General features: G+C 43.3%; 13 protein-coding genes. 12 read left to right on the forward strand and 1 reads right to left on the reverse strand.

The genetic code is table 11. The features are described from left to right. Positions 1 to 309 precede the first annotated feature (309 nt). From AB4407_RS13155 to AB4407_RS13175, 5 genes are all read left to right on the forward strand, one after another. Complete coding sequence (locus tag AB4407_RS13155; protein ID WP_372120865.1) at positions 310 to 600, forward strand: helix-turn-helix domain-containing protein; 291 nt, start codon at positions 310 to 312, stop codon at positions 598 to 600. Beyond that, a complete protein-coding gene (locus AB4407_RS13160; RefSeq protein WP_372120866.1) occupies positions 590 to 1,915 on the forward strand; it encodes a type II toxin-antitoxin system HipA family toxin in 1,326 nt (441 codons plus the stop codon). Before AB4407_RS13155 ends, AB4407_RS13160 begins: the two co-directional genes overlap by 11 nt. A gap of 56 nt (positions 1,916 to 1,971) precedes the next feature. Further along, positions 1,972 to 2,970 carry a YecA family protein gene (locus tag AB4407_RS13165; RefSeq protein ID WP_372120867.1) on the forward strand — a complete coding sequence of 333 codons (999 nt, stop codon included), beginning with the start codon at positions 1,972 to 1,974 and terminating at the stop codon, positions 2,968 to 2,970. Between the two features lie 329 nt (positions 2,971 to 3,299). Then, complete coding sequence (locus AB4407_RS13170) at positions 3,300 to 5,030, forward strand: DEAD/DEAH box helicase (protein WP_372120868.1); 1,731 nt, start codon at positions 3,300 to 3,302, stop codon at positions 5,028 to 5,030. Beyond that, positions 5,030 to 7,036 (forward strand): UvrD-helicase domain-containing protein, encoded by a 2,007-nt coding sequence (locus AB4407_RS13175; protein ID WP_372120869.1) that lies wholly within the window; start codon positions 5,030 to 5,032, stop codon positions 7,034 to 7,036. The genes AB4407_RS13170 and AB4407_RS13175 overlap by 1 nt, the downstream gene beginning before the upstream one ends. Before the next feature lie 170 nt (positions 7,037 to 7,206). Here the strand turns inward: AB4407_RS13175 and AB4407_RS13180 are convergent, their stop codons facing one another. Then, entirely contained in the window at positions 7,207 to 8,466 is a 1,260-nt protein-coding gene (locus tag AB4407_RS13180; protein ID WP_017099849.1) for an adenylosuccinate synthase, read from the reverse strand. 212 nt (positions 8,467 to 8,678) lie between these two features. Between AB4407_RS13180 and AB4407_RS13185 the strand changes: the two genes are divergently transcribed. The 7 genes from AB4407_RS13185 to AB4407_RS13215 all read left to right on the forward strand — a co-directional run bounded on the left by AB4407_RS13185 (position 8,679) and on the right by AB4407_RS13215 (position 18,242). After that, complete coding sequence (locus AB4407_RS13185; RefSeq protein ID WP_372120924.1) at positions 8,679 to 9,590, forward strand: LysR family transcriptional regulator; 912 nt, start codon at positions 8,679 to 8,681, stop codon at positions 9,588 to 9,590. Between the two features lie 276 nt (positions 9,591 to 9,866). Next, positions 9,867 to 10,865, forward strand: coding sequence for a CDF family Co(II)/Ni(II) efflux transporter DmeF (gene dmeF / locus AB4407_RS13190; protein ID WP_372120870.1), 999 nt, complete (start codon positions 9,867 to 9,869; stop codon positions 10,863 to 10,865). Then, positions 10,843 to 11,259, forward strand: coding sequence for a MarR family winged helix-turn-helix transcriptional regulator (locus AB4407_RS13195; protein WP_009846872.1), 417 nt, complete (start codon positions 10,843 to 10,845; stop codon positions 11,257 to 11,259). Before dmeF ends, AB4407_RS13195 begins: the two co-directional genes overlap by 23 nt. Positions 11,260 to 11,871: 612 nt before the next feature. Next, on the forward strand, positions 11,872 to 13,596 hold the full coding sequence (locus AB4407_RS13200) for a methyl-accepting chemotaxis protein (RefSeq protein WP_372120925.1): 1,725 nt from the start codon (positions 11,872 to 11,874) through the stop codon (positions 13,594 to 13,596). Between the two features lie 257 nt (positions 13,597 to 13,853). Next, positions 13,854 to 14,852 (forward strand): DHH family phosphoesterase, encoded by a 999-nt coding sequence (locus AB4407_RS13205; protein WP_372120872.1) that lies wholly within the window; start codon positions 13,854 to 13,856, stop codon positions 14,850 to 14,852. A gap of 221 nt (positions 14,853 to 15,073) precedes the next feature. Next, positions 15,074 to 15,994, forward strand: a complete 921-nt coding sequence (locus AB4407_RS13210) for a LysR family transcriptional regulator (RefSeq protein WP_372120873.1) — start codon at positions 15,074 to 15,076, stop codon at positions 15,992 to 15,994. A 253-nt stretch (positions 15,995 to 16,247) separates the two neighbouring features. Next, positions 16,248 to 18,242 (forward strand): TonB-dependent receptor domain-containing protein, encoded by a 1,995-nt coding sequence (locus AB4407_RS13215; RefSeq protein WP_372120874.1) that lies wholly within the window; start codon positions 16,248 to 16,250, stop codon positions 18,240 to 18,242. Positions 18,243 to 18,372: the final 130 nt, after the last annotated feature.

An 18,372-nucleotide genomic window follows, 5' to 3' on the forward strand; every position in this document is an offset into this window, starting at 1 on the left:
TAGTAAATAACTGGTCACCCTAGCTGGTTAAAACGCTCGATAACTGTGTTAGAATTTTTGATTGTAGAATAACTTCTTATCGAGAAGAGCGGCCTTGTTCTCAAGCCTTTTTCCTGCGCTATTTTTGATCACTTACTTACTGTGATTGGTATTACCTTAACTCAACCTCTTGTCTGACGTAACGCATCAGCTTTTAGTTTTCTTCTCCAGTTACGTGATAGCTATTCATATCAATATGGACCTTATAGTATCCACAAGTTACAAAATAACGCTATAATAGACATTATTGTATCCATTGGGGGTTGCGCCATGAACTTTTCACTTTTAGATGATACTGATGTAAGCCAAGCTTTTGCTACTCATCTGCGTGGCTTGCGTAAACAAGAGAAGCTATCGCGAGAGGTACTGGCCCAGCGTAGTTGTGTACCTGCTTCGACCATAAAAAAGTTTGAACTCACCGGGCAAATTTCATTTCGTCAATTGCTGCTTTTGTGGCAGTCGCTGGATTCACTCGATAGGCTTTATCAACTGACACAAACAACGACTGACCGCAGTACATTACCGACCAGTATAGAAGAGGTGCTTAAAGATGGGCTTTAAATCCATTCAAAAGTTGAATGTGGAGCGCACTCTCACAACGGGCGAAACTGTATCGGTGGGTGTATTAGCGCAAAACCGGCAAGGTGTTTTCTTTCAGTACGATGAAAACTATATAAGCAGGTTTGGCAATTTATCCCCTTTTACGCTTCAAGGTGATGCGCGATTGCAGCAAGCACCGAAACAGCCTCACCAAGGCATTCACGGCGTTTTTGGCGATAGTCTTCCTGATGGGTGGGGTTTGTTGTTGCAAGATCGTGTGTTCCGTCAACAAGGTATAATACCCGCACAAGTAACAGCAATGGATAGATTGGCGTTTGTTGGCCTGCAAGGAATGGGGGCATTGTCTTTTACCCCTGTATCTGAGTTCTCATTCGATCAGCGATCAGATATTGATTTGGAAACACTTGGGCTTGAAGCCCAAACCTTGTTCGACCAGTCCGTGCTTGATTATAAAGAGACGGATGAGTTAGACGGTAGCACTCAACAAGTGTTAGCAACCTTGGTAGCCGTAGGTAGCTCCGGCGGTGCCCGCCCTAAAGCGCAAATTTATATGCCTGCTGGCGACCCGACGCAATGCCGCACCTATGCACAGCCTGGCGATGAAGCATGGTTAGTTAAGTTTACGTCGAAGAACCTAGCATTGGGCCACGAAGAAGGTTTATGTGAAGCGGTCTATTTAGAAATGGCTGAGTTCGCAAAATGTCAGCCACCGATGTGGCAGTTAATTGAAGCACCTACAAGTAGCGGTGCTAAAGCCTGGCTTGCGTTAAAGCGTTTTGATTATTTACCCGCGCAGGAGAAGGCAGGGCGCTTACATATGCACAGTGCTTGCGGCTTGTTGGATGCAGATTTTCGAAGCCCGAGCTTAGATTACAGTGATCTGATTAAGGCCAGTCGTCAGCTCTGTAAGTCACCCGCTGCTGGGCAACTTCAATTTCGTCGCGCAATGTTTAACTTATTTGCCGCGAACCAAGACGATCACAGTAAAAACTGGGCCTTTTTACAAGCCGATGATGGTAGTTGGCAACTCGCACCATTTTACGATGTCACCTTTAGTCCTCAACCTTTTAACGAGCATGCGACTGCCTTTGCCGGATACGGAAAAGTGCCACCACTCAAAGTGATGCAAAAGCTGGCTGCTAGCGCAGGCTTTGCAAATTGGAAGGAAGCACAGCAATGCATTCAAGAGGTAGTTGATGCCATTAGTCAGTTTAGGCCGCTGGCTGAGCAACGCAGGGTTAGTAAAACCACTATTTTAGCGATAGAAAAAACACTCGCAGAACGTAAGCAAGAAAATGAGGCATTGCTGGTTTGAGGTGACGTTTTTTCAGATGACGTAGCATTAAGATAAATAAGACGAGTAGATAAAACATGAAACCAGGTCGAAATGAATCTTGCCCTTGTGGCAGCAGTAAAAAGTATAAACGTTGCTGCATGAATAGCATATCTAAGCAACACGCATCAATGTTGGATGATATCGAGCAAGTTGCTGCAATGAACCCTAACTTGTCTATAGAAGAACTTAATATTGTTGCAGAGCAAAAAGTGAAGGCAGCTAATGAACGGCCTCATCCTGATTTCTGCGGCCTTTCGCCAACACAAATGAGCAATTGGTTATATGCGCCTTTTAAAGAATTGGATGGGGTAACAGTTCACACGCCAGACGACCTTAAGGCTAGCCCGGTGATGCGTTATTTACAATTGATAGTAGATGAAGCGATGCAAAACGATGGCTCATTTAAAGCCACTAGCAAAGGTAATTTGCCGACCAAAATCGTTAAACCGGCCAGTGAATTACTGCCAGAGTTTGCAGTATCTCAGTTTGAACGGAATATCAGCATCAGTGAATATGCAGGCAACAACGAAGATAAATTTAATGCTCTACATTACAGCCGAGTGCTGGCAGAGATAGCGGGTATCATCTATCGTCGAAGCGGCCGCTATCATGTTAAAAAAACAGCTCAAAAGCAGTACCTAGCACACGGCATCCAAGCGTTCTTTATCCCTATACTCGAAGCTGCAACCTCTCAGTTCAATTGGGGATACCTAGATGGATGGGAGCACGATGTTGATTTAAGAACCTTCTGGTTATTTATGCTGTGGCGCTTGCAAAGTCATGGCAATACAAAGCAGTTAATCGAAGAAGTAATTACCGCATTCCCTGATTTACTGTTGAGGTGCCCAGAGGATGAGTATCGGTCTTCGAGTCAGTTACTAGGCACAATGATTGACTCGCGATTTCTTAAACGATTCCTAGAGTTTTGGGGCTTTGTGGCGGTTGTGCCAATGAGGCATATTGATGATTTTCGGACGCCAGATAAAGTAGAATTACAGCCATTGATGAAGCAAGTTTTTGAATTTAATGTTTAGCGTTAGTTAAAAGAGCAGGGTTGCATTTCCATCAACTTAAAGATTGAATCGATAAAGCCTTGTTGAGCCTGAAAATGAAGGGAAAAAGATACCCGTTATCAAACTCTTAGCTATTCTTGATCTCAAAAGCGCCTAATAATGGTTATAAAATCCACCAATCCCCACTGAAATACCGTAAACCTAAGGGCGATCTACGTCCGGTAAGAGATGTAATTAACAGTTTCGTGAATGTGTAGTTGACGTGATGACCGTTCAAAAAATAAGGTTGGATTATTCGTATTGATGAATATTCTCATTTTTGAGTACAAATTCACGTTGGTAAGCTAGGTATGGAACTCACTTCGGTATTAAAAGAACTACAAGCTTTTGTGTATGCAGAACATGAAGCTAGCATGGAAAAACTTCTAGAAACTTGGAAGAAACCTTTAGAAGAAAAACTATTAAAAGGCGAAACTCAACGAATAGAATCAGTAAGATATTCCGGGTCTAATCATCTGGAAGTCGTATTAGGTGATAACGAATCACGCTTTAGAGAAGGCGACATGATTTGTTTGCATCTTGGTGACCCAAGTAACCATAAAGTGTTTGGTCAAGTAGCTATTGAAGCTGAAAACGATGGAGAGTGGTTGCTCAAAGTCAAAGTCGATCAAAGCTTACTTCCACAACTAAGTGAAGGCTGTTATGCCGACCCTGCAGGCATGGATTTAAAACCGTTTTATGACAAAGCTTTGGCTGATGTAGCAACATCGAAAGTCGGCAGAGACGTATTGCTCCCCATGCTTTCCGGACATTTGAATACGGAAACGATTTATGACGAAGACTTTGATGACGCTGCGGATTATGCCGAATCTCGAGGATTAAATGAAAAACAGAGTGAAGCTGTTGGTATTGGTGTCGCATCTAAATACTTAGCGTGTATTCAAGGTCCTCCCGGAACGGGTAAAACAAAAGTTATTAGTATTATCGCCAAGCTTCTTGTAGAGGCAGGGCAGAGAGTTTTCATGACTTCTCATACCCACATGGCGATCAATAATGCGCTCAACAAAATTGTAGAGGAAGGGGTTCCTGTTGCAAAAATTTGCGCGAGTGGCGGTAAGAAATCACTGAGTGACAAGGTTCAGCATTTTGAATACGCATCAAAATGGCAAGATATACCGGACACTGGGTATGTGATTGGTGCGACACCTTTTGCTACCTGTAGTGAGCGACTTGAAAGCTTTACATTCGACACCATTATTTTTGACGAAGCCAGCCAAATTACCGTTCCATTGGCGTTAATGGCAATGAGAAAAGGGTGTCGATTTGTATTCGTTGGGGATCATAAGCAGCTTCCTCCTGTGATACTTTCTCAATCCGTTCTTGAGGACAGTTCGGCTTTCTCTAAGATGATTCTTGGCAATGAAAAGGTTTCGGTATTGTTAAGCCAAACTTATCGCATGTCTCCAGCCTTAACCCAATGGCCTAGTAACTGTTATTACAAGGGCGAATTAGAATCGAAAAGACCACCAACGCTGTCATCATTTTCTCTGCCTAAAAAACCTCACAAGTATTCCGACGTCCTCTCTAGCGATCGACCTTCTGTATTTATCAAAACTTCAGGGGTCAATGCCCGAAGTGTCAATAGAAAAGAAGCGGCGTTAGTGGCCGATTTGATAACCGCGGCTGTTGAAGCGGGTTTATCTGCTGAAGAGATCGGTGTTGTTACACCGTTCCGGGGTCATGCCAAAGCTTTAAAGTCTAGCCTTCAGGATAAGTTGGGGATATTTGGTTCAAAATTAGTCGTAACGGATACTGTGGAAAGGATGCAAGGCCAAGAGAGGGAAATGATTATAGTTTCATTCTGCTCCTCAGATCCGCAATACATTAGCGCTATCGCTGAATTCTTTTTCCAAGCGGAACGTCTCAATGTCGCCATTACTAGACCCCAGACTAAGTTGGTGATTGTAGGTCCCGAAATCCCAGAAGGCATGCTGCAACAGGTGGATGATCCTAAGGTGCGACAAAACATTGAAGATTATAAATCTCTGGTTCGTCACTGTTATAAAGTGGAAGTAGATTAATGGCACATATAGATACGATTACAGGCTTAGACCGCAAGCATCGACGTCATTTCAAAAAGGTATTCAATAAACTCAATGACGAATTTTTTATTCGTGAGTCATTATTAGAGTCTTTACAAGTTGCTCCTTGTATTATTGAGGGGCCTTGCAATAGTTGGGTGTTTGTTGGAGTTCATTCAGAGAAACCAGATAGTATTAGTCTTTCTAAATTGTTGAAGTTTAATGACTCGATGTTGACGTTAGGTTTAAAGCCTATTCAGTATCTAGCTGTCGTCGATAATATGATTGTGGAAGAAGAAAGTACTTTCCAAATTGACGGTTCTCTCCAAGTTAATAGTTATCTCCAAGTGAATAGTTCTTTCTCTGATTATGTACAAATAATTGAGAACAAAACGTTTATTGAGCGTGGTGAAAAACTAATTCACGCCGCACTAACCGAGTTCACAATCGACTCACATTCACGAATCAAGCGCACGTTTTTTCCAGAGTCGGTTATTCCCGCGCAGTGTAGCACTCGTCGAGGAAAAGCCTCCGTAGACAATACCGCAAAGCTGCTCCCATTTTTTTTAGATTACGATCAAGAATTGGCTACTAGGCTAGATATGGTTGAGTCTGTCGATTCTGAAGAAGAAGGTCAGGAAGACATTTCAGTAAGGTTGATAAATGGGGTAGCTGGGAGTGGGAAAACTCTGATTTTAATTAATCGTGCCGTTTTGTATTGTAAAAAATACCCGGGAAAAAAGGTCCTTCTTGCGATACACAATAAGCCAGTGACGGAAGATATTAAATACAGGTTCGAAACTTGGCTTAAAGGCAAACCAGATAACCTTGAAATTGCTACCTTTCATTCATTTGCGCTAAAGCAGTACAGTAAAAGCCATCAGCGTGTTAAGCCAGTATTTGGCGATGCGAATATGAAAGAAGAAAAGAAGACCGTTTTAAGTGATAAAAATGAAGCTTACACGCAACTATCGTTAACAGATGAGCAGATTTGGTCCGAACTAGAGTACATCAATGACTATTTAATTAAAGACAAAGAAGAGTACTTGGAATTCGATCGACAGGGTCGTGGGTTTGCACTACAAAAAAGTCAGCGAGAACATATTTGGCAGCTATATGTTGATTTTTCTGCTCGATTGTCGTCGGTTAAGAAGTACCTACCGAGTTTGTATATTAAGGAAGTTGCGTTATCAGACAAACCTCTTGAACAGTATGATCACATACTGCTTGATGAGGCTCAATTCTTCGCGCCATCTTGGTTACAGTTAATTAAACGCTCATTGAGCCCGGGGGGGCAGTTATTTATTTGTGCTGATCCTAACCAAGGTTTCTTAAAAAGCCGTTTAAGCTGGAAGAGCGTAGGTTTGAATGTTCGAGGGCGCACTAAGCGTTTGAATCATTCTTACAGAACGACTTATGAAATAATGGTCGCTGCTAACGCCCTGCTCGATGATCTCGAAGGAAGCCCTGAAGATTACGTGAAGCCTGACTATGAAAAAATGGCAAGAGGACACAAACCTCAGATTATATATTCTCGAAATGCTCAAGATGAGAAAAAGAGGTTCCTGAACGAACTCGCAGTCCTGGTGCAGTCGGGAACAGTCGCTCTTCATCAGATCATGGTTTTATGCAGCCCAGAGTATAATCCATGGGCGCTAAAGCAAGACATTGAAAAACGAATTGGTTCTAACAAGGTCATTAACTACAACAACTCCAAAGAGTTAGCGGATAACGTAGGCAGCAAAATTAGGCTACTTAATATCAATAGTTGTACGGGCATGGAGTCTGGTACGGTGTTTGTTCTTGGCTGTGGTCAAATAATTAACCAGCCTAAGAATCTAGAGCTGAGCGACTCGGAAAGAGAAGAAGTATTGCAAGAATCAATGCGTAAACTTTATGTAGCAATGACTAGAGCTGGGCAAAAGTTAGTCGTTTTCAGTACTGAAGAGTTTCCAGTTAGCGTTGAAAAACATATTGAAGTTACGGGTGAGGTTACCCAAGTTTAGTTGCAATTTATTTATCATAAGTAACTCTTAATCAATGCAAAAAGTCGCATTTACGCTACAATACCACGCAATAAATCTTGGCTCTGCTGTTCAGAGCCAAGTCCTACATTATTCGAGTAATTAACAACATGGCAAAAGCACCCGCTTTAGCTGAAATACTCGATAGAGCTCTAACCTCGAATGATCATTTGTTCGCGCTCTGGACCTACTGATACCATCACGATTGGCACGCCCATCAACTCTTCGATACGCGTAACGTAATCTTGTGCCGCTTGAGGAAGGCTCTCAAACGTGCGACAACCCGTGATGTCTTCATCCCAACCAGCCATATCTTCATATACAGGTTTTAGTTCTGCCGTTTGTGGCCAAATCGGGTTTTCAGTGTGCTCACCAGAGTAAGCGGTACAGATCTTAAGTTCAGACAAACCAGACAGACAGTCAATCTTAGTCAGTGCGATTTCAGTCGCGGCTTGCAGGTCAACGCCGTTGCGAGTTGCTACCGCATCAAAGTAGCCCATATCACGTGGGCGACCCGTTGTTGCGCCATATTCGTTAGAGCTTTCGCGGAAGCTGTCTTGCTCTTCCATTGCAGTCACTAGCGTACCAGTACCTACAGATGAGCTGAACGATTTAGCCACAGCAATAACTCGCTCGGGGCGAAGGGCAGGTAAGCCACTACCGATACCCGCGTAAGCTGCGGTTACATTAGAAGACGTCGTCCAAGGGTATTCACCGTAGACAAGGTCACGGCCTGCACCTAACTGAGCTTCAAACAGTAGGTTCGCGTCTTGTGATTGCAGTGCTTTAAGCGGCTCAGTTACGTTGCAAATGAATGGGCGCCAAGCTTTAGTCACTTCAAGTAGCCATTCTGTCATTTCAGAAGCAGTTTGAGTGAAATCACATTGAGGGTATAGAGCCTTCAGTTGAGGCATCTTCCAATCAAGCAGGAATTGAATGCGTTGCTCTAAGATCTCAGGTTGATTCAGCCAACCGACAAGAATGCCTTTCTTCATCACACGATCGCCGTACGCTGGTGCAATACCTTGACGTGTTGAGCCATAAGCGCCATCGCCTAAACGCTCTTCTTCAAGTGTGTCTTCAAGCGCGTGTAAAGGCAGACAAAGTGTTGCACGGTCTGAAATTGCCATTTTAACTTTGATACCAGCCGCTTGTACTTCAGCAATTTCTTCGGTTAACGCAGCAGGGCTTATCACCATGCCAGGGCCAAGAACTGCCGTACAATCAGGATTAAAAATACCACTCGGTAGTTGGTGCAGTTTGAATGTACCGAAGTCGTTTACTACGGTATGACCGGCATTGTTTCCGCCTTGAAAGCGAATGCTAGCAGAAGCTTGGTCTGCTAAAAAATCAACGATACGGCCTTTGCCTTCGTCGCCCCAGTTTGCGCCTACAACAACAATAGATGGCATAATTTTTCTCCTGACTGATTGAGAAATCATGTTAGGCCTACAAGGTGGATAAGAGAAATTAATTATCTTTATTATCTTGATAAGGATTTCATATGCCATTAAAGTCTTAACCCATAAGCGAGATTCCCTATCACGTTCGTTCCTCACTTTAGGGAATGACGGGTGGGGTAGTCCCTGACTGTAAGGAACATGTGAGTAACACGAGAGAGAAAATGATGCTTGATATAAATTTGTTGAAGACGTTTGTGACGCTAGCGGAATATAAGCATTTCGGAAAAGCAGCCAACGCACTGCATATGACACAACCCAATGTGAGTTTGCACCTAAAACAACTGGAACAACAAACACGCATCAAGTTGATAGAGCGAAGTCCGTTTCAACTGACTCAAGCAGGTGAAAGGTTACTAGAGACAAGTCAAAGAACGTTACTCGAACTGCAGATTTGTCAGGCCGATCTCAACGCCATTAACGATCTCAAAATAGGCACGTTAACTATTGCCGTGAGCGACATCATTTCTCGATTCTTGCTAATTCGTCCTTTCCAGAAGTTCAAAGCGCAGTATCCCGGTATTGACCTTACGCTCTTGAATACCACCTCATCTCAGGCATCGAGTTTAGTTAAGAATGCTCAGGCGGATCTTGGCTTTGTGATTGCGAAAGAACAGCAAAACGAGTCGCTCTATTTTACCAAGCTGCAAGAGCTTTCATGGTGTGCACTCGGCGATGGCCTCGACATGCAAGACTCTGATAGCAAGACCGAAAATGAGGCTAAAGACGACTATGTAGATACAGAACTCACCTTGATTCTACTTGGCCACGATACGAGAACTCGCGACTTCATTGATGAAGGTTTGCCAAGCCTAAACTTACCGAGTCACAGGGTAATGGAAGTCGGAAGTGTTGACGCTCAAATCGACTGGGCAGAAGCGGGGTTTGGAGTGGCTATCATTCCTGAGTTTGCAATATCAACTAAGCAACATTTGAAATCAAAAGTGACACCATTAACCAATTTCTCTAGCACCAGCCTTGGCTATATCGTGAGGCAGAACCAAGTCTTGTCTAAAGCGACCAAGCACTTATTAGGCTGGGTGAATGATGAGATTACTCTGTTACAAAGCAAATAAACGCCATCATTGAATTTGCTTCAATTAGCCCATCTCGCGTGGGCTTTTTTGTGCCTGCAAAGCCCATTTTTTACTGAATCAATAAGTTCTGAAACGACCTAGAGCGCACAATCAACTATTCGTTCCGCAAATCAGAGTCTTGATATCCATCGTTGACAAAGTTTGATAATCAAACTAAATTTCAATCAATTACTTTGATTGTCAAATTACTCGTCAATCAAAGGGCTTTTATTAACAACGATCATCTAACCGCAAACATCAGCTAAGGACGCCATTTTGAGTTTTCCAACACGTCACCAACACAACTTTTCTTCACATAACAGCCAAGGTGAGAAGCGTACTTTCTACGTTCTCTTGTTAACTATCATCACCATGGTTGTCGAGATCGTTGCGGGTACTATTTATGGTTCAATGGCATTGCTTGCCGATGGTTGGCACATGGGAACGCATGCTGCAGCGTTTGGTATCACCTTATTAGCATACCGATATGCTAAGAAACATGCCGAGAGTGAACGTTTCTCGTTTGGTACTGGCAAAGTCAGCGTGTTAGGGGGCTACACCAGCGCGATTGCATTGGGTATTGTGTCATTATTGATGCTGGTGGAATCAGTGCATCGTTTGTTTAACCCACAAGTGATTCAGTTCAATGAAGCGATCATCGTTGCCTGTATTGGTTTAACTGTGAATGTGGTGAGTATGTTTTTACTCGGCGATCACCATCATGATCACGGACACGAGCATGGCCACGATCATAGTAACAATCATAGTAAGAATCACGGTCATTCACATAGCCATGATCACGACAGCGACCATAATCATAAGCATGGTGAGCACCATCATGACCATAACCTACGCGCAGCCTACATGCATGTGTTGGCGGATACGTTGACTTCACTGTTGGCCATTGTTGCGCTGCTGTTTGGTAAGTTTTACGGTTGGAACTGGTTAGATGCAGCAATGGGAATGGTTGGCGCATTTGTGATTGCTAAGTGGACGATGAACCTTATGAAACAAACCAGTCCAATCCTGCTTGATGAGAATATCCACCAAGATTATCGCGACTCAGTGACCGAAACCTTAACGCCTTATGCGTCGGTCACCGATTTCCATATGTGGAAGGTGAGTGGGCATCACTATTCAGCAGCAATTACTCTTGAATCAAACAGTGATAAAACCGTGTCTGAATATAAACAAATGCTCTCCAAGTTTGATAAGATTAATCATCTTACTCTTGAAGTGCATTCAAACGACCATGCGAAATATAGAACAGCTTAACCAAATACTGACTGAGTTCTACGATAAAATGTCTTCGTGGGAGCAGTCTGTTGTCAAAGAGACAGGTTATTCCCTGGCTCAAGTACACACCATTGAAGTACTTGGTATGCATGGCGCGTTAAGAATGAAAGAACTGGCTGAAAAGCTGGGCATCACCACGGGTACATTGACCGTTCAAATAGAAAAGCTGGTTAAAGCCGAATTGATTGAACGCCATGAACACCCAACGGACCGTCGTGCAATCGTGGTTGCTCTAACTGATGAGGGGCAGAAGATTCACGTTCACCACAATCAGCTTCACTTGAACCTAGTTAATGAATTAACGCAAGACATCGAAGAAGATGAGAAAGCGGTATTACTGAAGTGCCTATCTAAGATGGTAAAAGCGTTTTAGTCAGCCTTAAGTTCGGACCCTAACTTATTAGCTGCAAAGCGATTGATTAAGAAATCTAAAAATGGACCTGACTCGAATTGAGTAGGTCCATTTTTTCGCCGTTTTCGCTTGACTATACAATCACCAATCGATGGACTCACCGTTTAAAAAATAAGTCAAAATCTCCAATATTGCTCTTCGTTCTTGCTCCGCTGGTGAGCAAAAAAAATGTCATTTGCAGCCGTCAGATCAATAATTGCTCAAAGTGTTTTCATTCAAAGCCTTAATAGCAAGGCGTTCAGCCACTCACACTCCGTCAAATATCTGTCTCTCACTTTTATAATTCTATTAATGTAGATGTAACAAAAGTGTGTTATTGATTGATTTATCGTTAATGGGGTGGGTCTTCTTTGTTTGAATGTATTGATGATGTCACTACTTGCGGGCAGGGCCGCTGCAAAAGTTCAACCCCATTACTGATAAAAAATCATAACAATAACTCGATCGCGCTAGCCGTATATCCATGCTTTGATGCGATCAATTAGATACTTATAGTTAATTTAGTAAAGACGAGCCATGTATATGAATATAAAGAAAAAGCTCTATTCGTTGGGGGTGTTCTCCATCTTCGGCATGATTTCATTGTTGTTTACCACATCTCAATTTGCGGACACCACCGCTAAAATGAGCGAAGCCAAACAAATTACCAAAGAACTTGAAGTGCGATTGCTCAACCTTCGTCGTAACGAGAAAGATTTCTTACTTCGCAGTGATCTGAAATACCTCGACAAGTTCGACGTAAATTACAAAAAATTCTTAGCGTCTGAATCTGAGCTCAATGCTGTGCTGAATGATTTGGGTTTGGCCAACAGTACGCATTTACGTGAAGATATCGAAACGTACCACACCAGCTTTGTTAACCTTGTTAAAGCCAGCCAAGTGTATGGACTAGCGCGAGACAAAGGCTTGTTAGGGGAATTTCATGCTGTACTCGATAACATAAGTGATTCAGCAAGCGCCGAGCAAAAAATTGAGTTGTATCTCTTCAATGATTTGATCGAAAAGGGTGAGTTCGACCCAAGTGTTCTGTCTATTACTTCTAATGCGGGAGGCTCAGCTGCTTTGATAGAAGCAGCTCGTCAAGTCGTAGATCAGAAACGAGTGATAGGGTTAAAGCACAACGAAGGACTACTAGGGCAAGCGCGTGCAGGTTCACACATTATCGAAACTCAATTCAAAGAATTCTCGGCCGTGTTAGATCAACAGGCGCAGCAAGAGATGGATAAACTGTCGCTGATCAACAACACCCTTTGCGTCACACTGTTAGTGGCGATCATTCTATTCAGCTGGTTAATCGTACGTTCAATCATCGGTAAGATTGAATCTCTACTTGCTGTAATCCGTAATATTGTCGATTCGAACGACGTGTCTATTCGTGCTACGGATAATGGCAAAGACGAACTCGGTACGCTAGGTGAATACTTCAATCAACTGCTAGACCAACTTGAAGGGTTGATTGCGACGTCTCAATCTAAGTCACATCAGTTGACACAAAGTACGTCGAGCATGCATGACGAGCTAGAATCGGTCATCAAACAGTTCGAAGTTCAAGCAAACCACACCTCAACGATGACAACTTCAGTGCAAGAGATGGTACTGACTATTGGGGAAATATCAGAAAGTACATCGGTTGCCGCTGAAGGCGTTCATCAAGCGAAAGTGAATGCCGATAAAGGTCGTGAAGTAGTGGGCGATACCATTAATAACATTACCCAGTTGTCTGAACGCCTGTCAAGTAGCCAAGATTCGATTAGTTCTTTGAATCACCATGTCGATCAAATTGGTAGTGCCGTTAACATTATCCAAGGTATTGCGGAACAGACTAATTTATTGGCACTGAACGCAGCCATTGAAGCCGCTCGTGCTGGTGAGCAAGGTCGTGGCTTCGCAGTTGTTGCGGATGAAGTCCGAGCGTTAGCAAGCAGAACGCACCAATCAACAACAGAAATCACCAGTGTAGTAACTGCAATCCAGAGCCAAATGAATGCTTCTATGACAGAGATTGGCGAGTGTAACCAACAAGGCCAGCTGACACTTAAAGATTCAGAAGAACTGGATGCAAGCTTGCAACTGATCTTGGGTGATATGGAAAGCATTCAAGGCAACTCAGAGCGTATTGCTTCAGCGATTGAAGAGCAGGGTGCCGTAATGACACAAGTGAGTGACTCAATTACTGAGTTGAATACCATCTCGAATGATAACAACGCTTCGGCGCAGCATTGCTTGGTCGAAGTCGATAAAGTAGCCGAGCAAGCGAACGATATGGACCAAGCAGTCGCGCTGTTTAAGACGTCATAAGATCAAAGAGCGGCTATAAACCAAAGCCGTGAGTTCTTAGAAACCAAAGGCGTGAATTATTCGCGCCTTTTTTGTGCCTGAAGGATAGGCAAGTGCCTGAATCGATAGAAATAAGAATAAGGCATTACAAAATAGACTTAAGTATCTGTGGAATAAAACTAAAATGATGACAGACTAACGATGAACGACCCCATTGATGTGAGCCATGTCTTTGGCGCGTTTCGAATAAACGTTAAATCTTACGGAAGAGGAATAGCATGCACTACGACGTATTCAATGGAGACGCAGACGGCATCATCGCGTTGTTACAACTGCGCTTAAGTGAACCAAGAGAGAGCGTGCTCGTCACTGGTGTAAAGCGTGATATTAAGTTGGTATCTCAAGTTGCCAGTCAAATCATAGAGCCGGGCAAACCAAATGATGTCTCTTCCGTTACCGTTCTTGATGTGTCGATGGAGAAGAACCTGCCAGCATTGCACTCACTGTTAGATGCCAACATCGATGTGTTTTACTGCGATCACCATCGAACAGGGCGCGTGCCAACCTCTGAGCATTTAAACACTCTGATAGACACCGCGCCAGATAGCTGCACGAGTTTACTGATTAACCAGAAGCTAAATGGTGCACACGTAGCTTGGGCAATCGCGGCGGCCTTTGGTGACAATTTAAAAACAGTGGCTGCGCAGTTAGCAGATGACAATGGATTCGAACAATCACAAATTGAGTTTTTAGAAGAGTTAGGTACCTTGGTTAATTACAACGGCTACGGTACATCACTGAGCGATCTACACTTCACGCCAGTTGAGCTCTACCAAACCCTGTATCAATATCAGAATCCGTTTGATCTCTTGGATGACACAGACTCGGTATTTTATCGACTACGAGCGGCTTACCAGAATGACCGTCAGCAACTATCAAACCTTGCCCCTGTTTATGAAAGTAAAGTCGCACGTGTGTTTGAACTGCCTGGTGAGACTTGGGCAAGGCGCATCAGCGGCGTATTTGGCAATGAGATCGTGAATCAAGATCCAAACCGAGCACAAGCAGTATTAACGAAAAACCAAAATGGCGAATCTTATACTGTTAGCCTAAGAGCACCACTATCCAATAGAACAGGCGCAGATGAAATTTGCTCTAGCTTTGTAACTGGCGGAGGAAGAAAAGCCGCGGCTGGCATTAATCAACTTAGCGAACTTAATAGAGGGAATTTCATTTCACTGTTGGACGCTTATTATTCGCCGAGTGTTGAGCGCTAACTAAAATAGTAGCGAGAGTGGATAGGGGAAGAGAGGCCATTTGGCTTCTTTTTTTTGTGTCTAAAGTGACCCAAGTAAGACTTTCAAAAATCTTAGTTAGCGTTAAATATGGAATTTCATACTGTATAAAACCAAAAGTAAGAGTGATTATCAATTGTATTAATTTTGGGGAAATAGCACTATACGTACATTGAATTGTCTTTATTGTGAGTATTTACCTAATGAATCTTGCTCAAGTCGACCTAAACCTACTCGTTATTCTTAAACACCTTCTTGAAGAGAAGCACGTATCAAACACAGCCTTGGCGTTGGACATGAGCCAACCGACGGTGAGTCGATCTCTACAAAAACTTCGCACTGTATTTAACGACGATTTGTTGGTAAGAGCTGCTTATGGCTATGAGTTAACCCCGAAAGCCGAAGTCATTAAGCAAGATCTCAACTCCGTTCTCGCACGTTTAGAAAAGTTGGTCCATGGAGACGTGTTCGAGCCGCAGACGAGCAATAGTAACATTCGGTTCTTTGGCTTGGTTCCTCAGGTTTCACACCTTTTGCCAAAAGTCGTGGCGCAAATCCGCAAGCAAGCACCGAATATGCTTGTCGATATCGACTCGATTCCTAAACGACACTTTGAACCTCTGTTATCAGGTGATGCGCACTTTGTGTTGTCGACGCATGAACCATTAAGTTCTGAACAAAACTTGTATCGAATGTTCGTAATCAGTCGCGATTATCGGTTATTGATGAGCAAAGACCACCCTCTGGCGGATAAAGAGATCACCGTTGATGATTTATTGAGTAGCCAACTCGGCCAGATCTCACTGCAAGGGGATAAGAAGCTCTCGATTGAAAGTCGTTTCAAAGATTTGGGCTTGATCGATAAGCAGCGTCAGCTATCGATACCGATTCAACTGTCTAACTTTAACGTCGCTCCAGATATGGCTGAAGCGACCGATATCATCTTTCACCTGCCGACACCTTTCGCTCAACAAGCAGCAAAACAAAGAAACCTTGTTTGTAAACGCGTACCCAAAGCGATCAGGAGCCCATCAGAAGACGTATATCTCTACTGGCATAAACGTTTCCACAATGACCCTATGTGTCGTTGGATTCGTGAACTATTTAAAGAGACATACTCCTAGATTATCTGGCACATGAATGTTGCTGGCTTAATGCTAATGAATTGAATATATGTTGTCTACGTTATTTGATAAATGAATAATCATAATGAATTTTCAGCATGAAACTTTCGTTGATTGGAGTGATAACTGGCTGTTTAATGCAAACTATTATCATTACTAATTACATATAAGAATAAATATCATGCCTGAGAAATCTCTTTTGATTCGCAAGCCTCTTTTAGTTCGCAAATCCCTTATAGTTCGCAAACCTCTTATGATTCGTAAACCCCTTTCGGTCGCAGTAGCTGTTATTTGCACCTCACTATCGGCTAACGTGTTAGCGCAAAAAGAAGCGCAAGCGACAGATGAGCAAATGGTTGTTACGGCAACTCGTACTGAAATGGCTCTAAAACAAGCGCCAGCTTCAATGTCGGTTATCACCGCTCAAGACATCGAAGACAGCCCTGGAATCACTTTGGCTGACATCGTTGCAGAATCAACGAGTGTGGAATCTGATTTTGATAGCACACGTGCTGGCCGTCAGATGATCTCTATTCGTGGTATGGATTCAGACTATACGCTTATCATGGTGAATGGCCGTCGCTTAAGCTCTGCAAGTGCCATCATTCGTGGTAACGATTTCGATCTCTCGACTATTCCAGCTGAGTCAATCGAACGTGTTGAAATCATCCGCGGCCCAATGTCTGCACTTTACGGTTCAGATGGTATGGGTGGCACAATCAACATCATCACCAAAGCTCCAGAAAATGATTGGAGCTCAACGATTAACATGGACACTTCATCTCCATTAGACGGAGATGGTGGGGAAGAATATTCTGTTGGTTTTACCACGTCCGGTGCATTGATTGATGATGAGTTATTTGCGCGTTTTTCTTTAAATCAAACCACGCGTGACGCATGGCAGCCATATACAGGTAATGGTCGAGAGAATATTACCGCTCTAGAGGAACGCGACACTTTAAGTTTGCTTGCCAACCTGACATGGAATATGACAGACAATCAGACGATTGATTTGGACCTTGGCTATAGTGACGATAAACGTGATGGTTTAGCAGAACACGCTACAGGTTCGAACCTAGTGGATAGTAATGTTGTACGTAACAGTCAAGCGATTACACACAGCGGTTTTTGGAACTGGGGTGACACACAAGTTCGTTACTCTCGTGAAAACGTGACAGACAACGATGCCGCTGATCTAGGTAACAATTACAGTAGCGATGTAGAAGAGCTAACTCAAATAGTAGAAGCGTCAGCAACGACTTATCTCGGTGATAGTCACACCGTAACTTTTGGTATGGACTACCAGTTGAGCGAATTAACCAACAAAGAAAACTTGATCAACGGTACATCAGAAGCGTATCAAGGTGCTTTGTTTGTTCAAGACCAGTGGTTGATGACTGAACAACTCACCGCAACCATTGGTGGACGTTTAGATAAGCACGAATTGTACGGTGAAGAATTCAGCCCGCGTGTGTACTTGGTTCACCAAACGACTAATGACCTCATCATCAAAGGCGGCGTGGGTAAGGCGTTTAAAGCGCCTTCGTTAACTCAAAACCAAGCTGACTACACTGTTAATAGCTGTAAGGGAGCGTGCGATTTATATGGCAACGAAAACCTGAAGCCTGAAACGAGCTTGAACTATGAAATTGCAGCAATATACAACCAACCACGTTGGAATGTTGAAGGTGCCTTGTTCCGCAACGAAATCAATGACCTTATTGATCGCGATGAAACGTACTGCGAGAACGGCGGAGTGTTTGAATCGGGTAAAGGGTGCGCGGACAGTTCTAGCTCTACTGGCTATGTAAAGGGGAAGCGTACTTATACCAATGTATCTGAGGCGGTGGTTCAAGGTGCTGAACTTACGGGTCAGTACCAGATTACCGATGAGTGGGGCGTGTCAGGTAACTACACGTTCTTAGACACAGAAGATAAGTCAACGGGTGAAGAGTTGCTAGAGCGTTACAAGCATTCAGGTTTAGTTAAACTGAACTGGAGCCCGACTTTCGATCTGAATACCTTTATTAGTGCGCGTTACCGTGGTGAGCGTAATATCGAAAGCGACTTAACGCAAGACGCATACACAACACTGAACATCGGTACGGTGTATAACGTTAATGATTCGGTTAGAGTACGTGCTGGCATTACTAACTTGACTGATGAAGCTGTATCACAAGAGCTAGAGAGTATGGGTTATGTTGAAGAGCCACGTACTTACTACGTAGGTATGACAGCGGACTTCTAATCAATCTGTGTTTGATTTGGTAGGAAGATACATATAAAAACGAAGAACCCACATTGGCTCGATACTCTATAAAGAGAACGGCGAGTGTGGGTTGTTTTTTGTGTGCTTGTATCGGTTTAATTCGTTTGGA

The sequence above is a fragment of the Vibrio sp. 10N.261.46.E11 genome, assembly GCF_041472735.1.
In the GTDB taxonomy this organism is placed as follows: Bacteria; Pseudomonadota; Gammaproteobacteria; order Enterobacterales; family Vibrionaceae; genus Vibrio.

Bases quoted from the DNA above. Each gene is read 5' to 3' on its own strand.
- AB4407_RS13155 (WP_372120865.1), top strand. From the start codon at position 310: ATGAACTTTTCACTTTTAGATGATACTGATGTAAGCCAAGCTTTTGCT.
- AB4407_RS13160 (WP_372120866.1), top strand. From the start codon at position 590: ATGGGCTTTAAATCCATTCAAAAGTTGAATGTGGAGCGCACTCTCACA.
- AB4407_RS13165 (WP_372120867.1), top strand. From the start codon at position 1,972: ATGAAACCAGGTCGAAATGAATCTTGCCCTTGTGGCAGCAGTAAAAAG.
- AB4407_RS13170 (WP_372120868.1), top strand. From the start codon at position 3,300: ATGGAACTCACTTCGGTATTAAAAGAACTACAAGCTTTTGTGTATGCA.
- AB4407_RS13175 (WP_372120869.1), top strand. From the start codon at position 5,030: ATGGCACATATAGATACGATTACAGGCTTAGACCGCAAGCATCGACGT.
- AB4407_RS13180 (WP_017099849.1), bottom strand. From the start codon at position 8,466: ATGCCATCTATTGTTGTTGTAGGCGCAAACTGGGGCGACGAAGGCAAA.
- AB4407_RS13185 (WP_372120924.1), top strand. From the start codon at position 8,679: ATGATGCTTGATATAAATTTGTTGAAGACGTTTGTGACGCTAGCGGAA.
- AB4407_RS13195 (WP_009846872.1), top strand. From the start codon at position 10,843: ATGCGAAATATAGAACAGCTTAACCAAATACTGACTGAGTTCTACGAT.
- AB4407_RS13200 (WP_372120925.1), top strand. From the start codon at position 11,872: ATGATTTCATTGTTGTTTACCACATCTCAATTTGCGGACACCACCGCT.
- AB4407_RS13205 (WP_372120872.1), top strand. From the start codon at position 13,854: ATGCACTACGACGTATTCAATGGAGACGCAGACGGCATCATCGCGTTG.
- AB4407_RS13210 (WP_372120873.1), top strand. From the start codon at position 15,074: ATGAATCTTGCTCAAGTCGACCTAAACCTACTCGTTATTCTTAAACAC.
- AB4407_RS13215 (WP_372120874.1), top strand. From the start codon at position 16,248: ATGATTCGTAAACCCCTTTCGGTCGCAGTAGCTGTTATTTGCACCTCA.